This window comes from Streptomyces corynorhini, from assembly GCF_003346515.1.
In the GTDB taxonomy this organism is placed as follows: domain Bacteria; phylum Actinomycetota; class Actinomycetes; order Streptomycetales; family Streptomycetaceae; genus Streptomyces; species Streptomyces corynorhini.
Genome location: NZ_QQNA01000285.1, coordinates 1 through 6,953 on the forward strand (window position 1 = coordinate 1; position 6,953 = coordinate 6,953).

The 6,953-nt window shown below is 72.0% G+C and carries 8 protein-coding genes and 1 pseudogene; 8 read left to right on the plus strand and 1 reads right to left on the minus strand.

Features of this window, described 5'->3' with window-relative positions:
* Positions 1 to 814: class I SAM-dependent DNA methyltransferase (locus DVH02_RS29195; RefSeq protein ID WP_147286152.1), on the plus strand; the 814-nt coding region annotated here is incomplete at its 5' end.
* A gap of 282 nt (positions 815 to 1,096) precedes the next feature.
* Here DVH02_RS29195 and DVH02_RS29200 read toward each other — a convergent pair.
* Positions 1,097 to 1,543 carry a DUF1772 domain-containing protein gene (locus DVH02_RS29200; protein WP_114626861.1) on the minus strand — a complete coding sequence of 149 codons (447 nt, stop codon included), beginning with the start codon at positions 1,541 to 1,543 and terminating at the stop codon, positions 1,097 to 1,099.
* Positions 1,544 to 1,631: 88 nt separating this feature from the next.
* Between DVH02_RS29200 and DVH02_RS29205 the strand changes: the two genes are divergently transcribed.
* From DVH02_RS29205 to DVH02_RS29235, 7 genes and pseudogenes are all read left to right on the plus strand, one after another.
* Positions 1,632 to 2,210 (plus strand): TetR/AcrR family transcriptional regulator, encoded by a 579-nt coding sequence (locus DVH02_RS29205; RefSeq protein WP_114626862.1) that lies wholly within the window; start codon positions 1,632 to 1,634, stop codon positions 2,208 to 2,210.
* A 370-nt stretch (positions 2,211 to 2,580) separates the two neighbouring features.
* Positions 2,581 to 3,432: a HipA family kinase gene (locus DVH02_RS29210; RefSeq protein WP_199566459.1), complete on the plus strand. Its 852-nt coding sequence runs from the start codon at positions 2,581 to 2,583 to the stop codon at positions 3,430 to 3,432.
* Positions 3,429 to 3,812, plus strand: coding sequence for a DUF3037 domain-containing protein (locus DVH02_RS29215; protein WP_114626863.1), 384 nt, complete (start codon positions 3,429 to 3,431; stop codon positions 3,810 to 3,812). The genes DVH02_RS29210 and DVH02_RS29215 overlap by 4 nt, the downstream gene beginning before the upstream one ends.
* A 231-nt stretch (positions 3,813 to 4,043) precedes the next feature.
* Positions 4,044 to 4,805 (plus strand): 3-oxoacyl-ACP reductase FabG, encoded by a 762-nt coding sequence (gene fabG, locus DVH02_RS29220; protein WP_114626864.1) that lies wholly within the window; start codon positions 4,044 to 4,046, stop codon positions 4,803 to 4,805.
* Between the two features lie 17 nt (positions 4,806 to 4,822).
* Positions 4,823 to 5,602 (plus strand): SDR family oxidoreductase, encoded by a 780-nt coding sequence (locus DVH02_RS29225; protein ID WP_114626865.1) that lies wholly within the window; start codon positions 4,823 to 4,825, stop codon positions 5,600 to 5,602.
* A 215-nt stretch (positions 5,603 to 5,817) separates the two neighbouring features.
* Entirely contained in the window at positions 5,818 to 6,513 is a 696-nt protein-coding gene (locus DVH02_RS29230; RefSeq protein ID WP_114626866.1) for a uracil-DNA glycosylase, read from the plus strand.
* A gap of 109 nt (positions 6,514 to 6,622) precedes the next feature.
* Positions 6,623 to 6,953, plus strand: a pseudogene (locus DVH02_RS29235) (hypothetical protein); the annotation flags it as partial.

Here is a 6,953-nt window from a genome sequence, read left to right on the forward strand (position 1 = left end):
GCCCCCGACCGACCAGCCCCCGGCCGACCAGCCCCCGCCTCCTCAGCCGTACAGCACGGTGGCGGCGGCGTACGACCGGCTCGGCGAACTCGTCGTCGGGGGCTGGGGCGAGAAGCCCCACCACGAGAAGGCCGACTTCCTGACCAGGCTCTGGTCCCACGGCACCGCGCCCGTCGGCAGCGTCCTGGAACTGGCCTGCGGTACGGGCCTGATGCTCGGGGAGCTGCGGGGACGCGGCCATCACGTGGTGGGCCTGGACCGCTCCGAGGCCATGCTCGACCGGGCCCGCGCCCGACTGGGCCCCGACGCCGCACTGGTGTGCGCCACACTGCCCGACATCCCCGTCGACCAGTGGTTCGACGCGGTCATCAGCCCGGGTGCCTCGCTGAACTACCTCACCGAGACCGAGCTGGCGGCCACCTTCCGCTCGGTCGCGGCGCGGCTGGCCCCGGGAGGCTCGTTCGTCTTCGACGTCCTGTCGCCCGGCACGATGGCGGGCGACGGCGGCGGCCATGTCCTCGCCGGGGACTTCGACGACACGGCGTTCATCCTGGCCTTCGCGAACAGTCCCGACGGGGTCCGCTGCGACATCACCTGGACCCAGTTCGTCCGCACGGCACCCGAGGCCGCCGCCCCCTACCTCAAGTCCGTGGAGCACCACCGTGTGTACCGCCTCACCCCAGGGACGATCAGGACCGCGGCCGACGCCTGCGGCCTGACAGAACAGGGCGTGTACGACAACTACGCCTTCAGCCCCCTGGACGACGCGTCCACGGTGCAGACCTGGGCGTTCCGGCTGCCGGGCAGGCGCTGACGCGGGCGTACGTCGTCAGCGGCGACTTCCCCGCCGCGGCCACGGCCGCCTGGACGGCCCTCGCCGCTCAGGGGAAAGCCGGGGCGACGGTGACGAGCGGTGAAGAGCGCCCGCGGGCCCTCCGGGCGCGCTGCCACGACGAGATGGCCCCCATGACGCCGAAGGCCACGTCGGGCGATCGGCCGGACGCGCGCGGGGCGGGCGGACCGGCAGGGGCCGCCGCGCTGCCGCCCGGGGAGGCGGGGACTGTGCCGCGGCCCGGTGCGGTGTCGGCCCGCGGGCTCAGGCGAGGGCGGCGACGAGCAGGGTGAAGGCGGCGACGATGACGGCGACGCGGACGTAGTGGAAGCGGTCCCAGCGGTTCGTCTGCCGCTTCCAGTCGGCGGGCCGATTATCGGGGGTCCATGTCCTGCCCCGGTTGTTGATCGGGACGAGCAGCAGGACCGACATGATCACGCTGAGGATCAGCAGCGCGCCGGCGGCGACGGCGAGACCGGCGCCGTCGTGGTGCCATCCGGCGATGGCCCAGGCCACGACGAGGACGAGCGAGCCGACGTACCAGACCGGCATCAGAGCGCCGAGCATCCGGCCCCCGTGGGCGCGGCCGAGCTGGCCGCTGTCCTCGGGGAGGGCGTCGAGGATCGGGTTGACGACGAAGGCGACGGAGAACTCCACCCCCACCATCAGGCCGACGACCACGGTGGTGAAGACCTCAAGTGCGTTGAGCATGGTGCCCCCTGGAATCCAGTGCTGCCGACTGATGCGGCAACGCTAGTGCTGTCGACGCTCGATTGTCTAGCAGTGCTAGGATCGAATCATGTCGGTACAGGAACGCAAGCAGCGCGAACGGGCGGGCCGCGAGCGCCTCATCGTGGCGACGGCCCGCGAACTCGCCGAGCGGCAGGGCTGGGACGCGGTCACCACCCGTCGGCTCGCCGAGCGCATCGAATACAGCCAGCCCGTCCTCTACAGCCATTTCCGCGGCAAGCGCGAGATCATCGGTGCCGTCGCCCTCGAAGGCGCCGCCGAGATGGCCACGGCGCTGCGGGCCGCGACCCGCGCCGCGGACGGCCCTCGCGCCCGGGTCGCCGCCCTCGCCCACGCCTACCTTGAGTTCGCCGAGCGCAACCCGGCGGTCTACGACGCCATGTTCCGGCTCGACGGCGGTCTGGCGTTCGCGGCCGAGGACACCCCGGAGCCGCTGAAGGACGCCTTCGCCGCCCTGCTGGAAAGCCTCGGCGAGGTCGCCGGGGACGGCGTCGAACAGGGGCTGTTCGCCGAGGTGTTCTGGGCGGCCCTGCACGGGCTGGCGACCCTGACCCGGGCGGGACGGCTGCCGCCGCGGGACACCGGGCGCAGGGTGGAGCTGCTGGTGGACCGGCTCGCCGTGGTCTGATACGCCGCTGGCGCGGGGCGGGCGCGCGTGCGGGAACGGGCGCGGGCGGGGCTCGTGGGCCGTGCTGCCCGCCTGTGGCATCGCCCCCGGTTGCTCGCGCCCACCCCCCGAAGGCCGGTCCCCCGGCCGCGGCACTCGCGTCTCGATCACCCTCGGTTACTATGCTCACTCCGTGCCGGAGGCCGGAAGCAGGGCCGGCGACAGGGCCGGAAGCACGGGGCGCGCCGTTCGGGCGGGGGGACGGGGAACCGGATGCCGGTCGACACTTCCCGGATCCGCCCCGGGGCCGAAGGCGGCCGAGTCCCGCTGCCGCCTCCTTCGGCATGGGCCATGGACGATACGAGGCGCACGAGATGGGTGGCCTGGGGAAATGCTGAAGGAAGTCGTCGCGACCCGCTACGTCACGCCCTTGCGTGAGGGCGGCTCGCTTCCCGGGATCGTCGAGGCCGACGATCTCGGTACGTACGTCATGAAATTCACCGGCGCCGGGCAGGGCCGCAAGACGCTGGTCGCCGAGGTGATCTGCGGACAGCTCGCGCGCAGGCTGGGGCTGCGGATCCCCGAGCTGGTGCGGATGTGGCTCGATCCGGTGATCGGACTCTCCGAGCCGGACCAGGAGGTGCAGGAGCTGCTCAAAGCGAGCGGCGGGCTGAACCTCGGGATGGACTACCTGCCCGGATCGATCGGCTTCGATCCGCTGGCGTACGAGGTGGACGCCGAGGAGGCCGGGCGTGTCGTCTGGTTCGACGCCGTCATCAACAATGTCGACCGGTCCTGGCGCAACCCCAACATGCTCGTCTGGCACGGTGATCCGTGGCTCATCGACCACGGCGCCACCATGATCTGGCACCACAACTGGCCGGGCGCGCGCGCCTCCGCCGAGAAGCCGTACAACGCCTCCGACCATGTGCTCGCCCCCTTCGCCCCGGATGTCGCCGCGGCCGCGGCGCGGCTGGCGCCGCTGGTCACCGAGGAGCTGCTCGCCGAGGTCATCGCCGAGGTGCCGGACGAGTGGCTGGCCGACGAACCGGGCTTCGCGTCGACCGAGGCGCTGCGCCGCGCCTACGCGGAGCCGCTGCTCGCGCGGGCCGCGACGATCCACGAGCGGATCGTCCTCGACGTGCCGGCCCGTGACGCCCCGTCGGGCCCGCCCGGCTGGCTCGCCGACCGGCTGGCGCCGAGAACGGCGCGCGTGCGCGACGGGAAGGGCGGCGGCCGGTGAACGGGCGGGACGTGTACGAGTACGCGCTGCTGCGCGTGGTGCCGCGCGTCGAGCGGGGCGAGTGCTTCAACGCCGGGGTGCTGGTCTACTGCCGCGCACACTCCTACGTCGCGGCCAGGACCCTGCTGGACGAGGAGAAGCTCAGGGCCCTGGACCCGGACGCCGATGTCGTGGGGGTACGGGCCGCGCTGCGCGCCGTCGAGGGGGTCTGCGGCGGCGGCACGGCGGCCGGGCAGGCGGCGGGCGACGACGCAGGCCGGCGGTTCCGCTGGCTGATCGCGCCGCGCTCGACCGTCGTACAGCCGGGGCCGGTGCACACCGGGCTGACGGCCGACCCGCGTGCCGAGGCCGAGCGGCTGCTCGACCTGCTCGTCCGCTGAGGGGCGATCGGCGAGGTCGGCGAGGTCGGGGAGGTCGGCGAGGTCGGCGGGGCCGGTGACCGCCGGGCGGCGGCTGACACGTCGGTGTGATGTCGGCCGCTGATCCGGCCACCGGGCGCCGTTGACCGTTGACACCGGGTGCCGGGGCTTCTAGCGTCACGACTGCTGACCTACTAAGCGGTTGCTCAGTGGTCGGGAGAGCCGCAGGAGCCTAGGGCGAGGAGAACAGGGATGTCCACCACCGAGCAGCGCGTAGCCATCGTGACCGGGGCGGCGCGGGGCATTGGCGCCGCCACCGCCGTACGGCTGGCGGCGGAGGGCCGCGCCGTCGCCGTACTCGACCTCGACGAGGCGGCCTGCGCGGACACCGTCGGGAAGATCGCGGCGGACGGGGGCCGCGCGCTCGCCGTCGCCTGCGACGTCTCCGACAGCGCCCAGGTGGAGGCGGCCGTCGCGCGGGTCGCCACCGAGCTGGGGGCGCCGACGATCCTCGTCAACAACGCGGGTGTGCTCCGGGACAACCTTCTCTTCAAGATGAGCGAGTCCGACTGGGACACCGTGATGAACGTGCACCTCAAGGGCGCGTTCCTGATGTCGAAGACCTGTCAGAAGCACATGGTGGACGCCGGGTTCGGCCGGATCGTCAGCCTCTCCTCCAGCTCCGCCCTCGGCAACCGGGGCCAGGCCAACTACGCGACGGTCAAGGCCGGACTCCAGGGCTTCACCAAGACCCTCGCCAAGGAGCTGGGAAAGTTCGGCATCACCGCCAACGCCGTGGCCCCGGGCTTCATCGTCACCGAGATGACCGCGGGGACCGCCGCCCGGGTCGGCATGGACTTCGAGGAATTCCAGGCCGCGGCCGCCACTCAGATCCCGGTCCAGCGGGTCGGGTGGCCGGAGGACATCGCGAACGCCATCGCCTTCTTCACGGGAGACGACGCCGGATTCGTCTCCGGCCAGGTCATGTACGTCGCCGGCGGACCGCTCAACTGAGAACGGGGGAGACGGCCATGACAAAGCAGTCCGAACGGCCGGGCCACGTGCCCGACAGCGGGAAGGTCGCCCTGATCACGGGCGCGAGCCGCGGCATCGGGTACGGCGTCGCCGAGGCGTTCGTCGCGCGCGGCGACCGCGTGTGCGTCACCGGGCGCGACGAGGCGGCGCTCAAGGAAGCCGTCGAACGGCTCGGCTCCGCCCGGGTCATCGGCGTGGCCGGCAAGGCCCATGACGAGACCCACCAGGCGCGGGCCGTGGAGCGGGTCATGGAGACCTTCGGCCGGGTCGACTACCTCGTCAACAACGCCGGTACGAACCCGGTGTTCGGCCCGATGGCCGAACTCGACCTGAACGTCGCCCGCAAGGTCTACGACACGAACGTCATCTCGGCGCTCGGCTTCGCCCAGCAGACCTGGTACGCCTGGCAGCGGGAGAACGGCGGCGCGATCGTGAACATCGCCTCGGTCGCCGGTGTCTCGGCGTCGCCCTTCATAGGCGCGTACGGCATGAGCAAGGCCGCCATGGTCAATCTGACGCTCCAGCTGGCCCACGAGTTCGCCCCCGTCGTGCGCGTCAACGCCATCGCCCCGGCCGTCGTCAAGACCAGGTTCGCCAAGGCGATCTACGAGGGCCGGGAGGCCGAGGCCGCCGCCGCGTATCCGCTCGGCAGGCTGGGGGTGCCCGAGGACATCGGCGGCGCCGCCGCCTTCCTCACCTCGGCGCAGTCCGACTGGATCACCGGGCAGACACTTGTGCTCGACGGCGGGATCTCTCTCAACGCCGGAGTGGGCTGAGCCCCCGGAGAGCCGCCTGTCCGAAAGTCCCACCGGATCTCCCCAGGGGTCCGGTGGGCACGGCGGTGCGGTCTGCCGGTCCATGGGCCGACCCGCGGGACGGTCACGCGGACGGGGCGGCCGAAGCGGACGAAGAGCTGGTGGAGGTCGTTGTCAGTGGTGCCCGGTAGGTTCGTGAGCACACGACAAGCGATCGATTGCCGGAGGTTGTTCACGTGACCGACACCGACCTGCTGCCCGAGTCCTGGCGCGGCGTTCTCGGCGAGGAGCTGGCGAAGCCCTATGTCAAGGAGCTGACCGGCTTCGTGGCGGAGGAGCGGGAGAAGGGCGCGGTCTACCCGCCCCGTGAAGAGGTCTTCGCGGCGCTCGAAGCGACTCCGTACGAGCGGGTGAAGGTGCTGGTCCTGGGCCAGGACCCGTATCACGGAGCGGGCCAGGGGCACGGCCTGTGCTTCTCCGTACGCCCCGGTGTCAGGACGCCGCCCTCCTTGCGGAACATCTACAAGGAGATGAAGGAGGAGCTGGGTCATCCGGTCCCGGACAACGGATATCTGATGCCCTGGGCCGAGCAGGGGGTACTCCTGCTCAACGCCGTGCTGACGGTCCGCGAGGGCGAGGCCAACTCGCACAAGGGCAAGGGCTGGGAGAAGGTGACGGACGCGGTGATCCGCGCCGTGGCCGAGCGGCCCGACCCGGCGGTCTTCGTGCTCTGGGGCGCCTACGCGCAGAAGAAGCTTCCGCTGATCGACGAGGAGCGCCACGTGGTGGTGAAGGGGGCGCACCCCTCGCCGTTGTCGGCGAAGAAGTTCTTCGGCTCGCGTCCCTTCACGCAGATCAACGCGGCGATCGAGGCGCAGGGGCACGAGCCGATCGACTGGCGCATCCCGGACCTGGCGGCGCGGCAGGGCTGATCCACGCGACAGGCCGGGGCTCGGCGCCCGAGCCTGAGAGGGATTGTCCACCCTGGCGGTTAGCGTCTGTTTGTCGGATTTATCGGTCGGGCAAGCGGAGGCGGCAGTGATGGAGCGGCAGCAGACGTCGGAGGACGCCGTCATGACCAGGATCGGTCAGGCGGTCATGCTCCTCCACGCCGGTGACCGCGAGGAGGCCCGCAACCGGCTCGGCGCGCTCTGGGGGGAGATCGGCGAGAGCGGACGGGCGCTGCACCGCTGCACGCTGGCGCACTACATGGCGGACACCCAGGACGATCCCGGCGATGAACTGGCCTGGGACCTCCGGGCGCTGACGGCGGCGGAGAGCCAGGACGACCGGGCCGAAGGGGCGGCACGGGCGGACGGGGTGGACGAGGCGGGCAGGGCGTACGGGGCGGACGAGGCGTACGGGGCGGAGG

Coding starts and splice junctions, on each gene's coding strand:
- DVH02_RS29200 (WP_114626861.1), bottom strand. CDS start 1,543: ATGCTCAACGCACTTGAGGTCTTCACCACCGTGGTCGTCGGCCTGATG.
- DVH02_RS29205 (WP_114626862.1), top strand. CDS start 1,632: ATGTCGGTACAGGAACGCAAGCAGCGCGAACGGGCGGGCCGCGAGCGC.
- DVH02_RS29210 (WP_199566459.1), top strand. CDS start 2,581: ATGCTGAAGGAAGTCGTCGCGACCCGCTACGTCACGCCCTTGCGTGAG.
- fabG (WP_114626864.1), top strand. CDS start 4,044: ATGTCCACCACCGAGCAGCGCGTAGCCATCGTGACCGGGGCGGCGCGG.
- DVH02_RS29225 (WP_114626865.1), top strand. CDS start 4,823: ATGACAAAGCAGTCCGAACGGCCGGGCCACGTGCCCGACAGCGGGAAG.